The following is a 245-nucleotide window of genomic DNA, read 5'->3' on the forward strand; positions in this document are numbered from 1 at the left end:
GGAAGGAACCAGCGAGTTTGTTACAAGCACTTGCAGGAAAGCAGGTAGTAGCTATTTTGCTAACACACGCCCACCTCGACCATATCGGTGGCCTCAATCAAGTAAGAGAGCTGACAAAAGCACCTGTCTACATTCATCCGCTGGAGCAAGAGTGGTTGACCAATCCGGATTTGAACGGTTCTAGTCGCTGGAATTTGCCACAACCAATCGTCTGTGAGCGTGCCGAGCATGAGCTACGTGATGAG

At 50.2% G+C, this 245-nt stretch carries 1 protein-coding gene; it reads left to right on the forward strand.

The features are described from left to right. A partial coding sequence (locus SB773_RS33940; RefSeq protein WP_410594881.1) for an MBL fold metallo-hydrolase occupies nucleotides 1-245 on the forward strand: 245 nt, incomplete at both ends.

Origin of the sequence: Bacillus sp. SIMBA_074 (assembly GCF_046534555.1) — a bacterium.
In the GTDB taxonomy this organism is placed as follows: Bacteria; Bacillota; Bacilli; order Bacillales; family Bacillaceae_G; genus Bacillus_A; species Bacillus_A mycoides.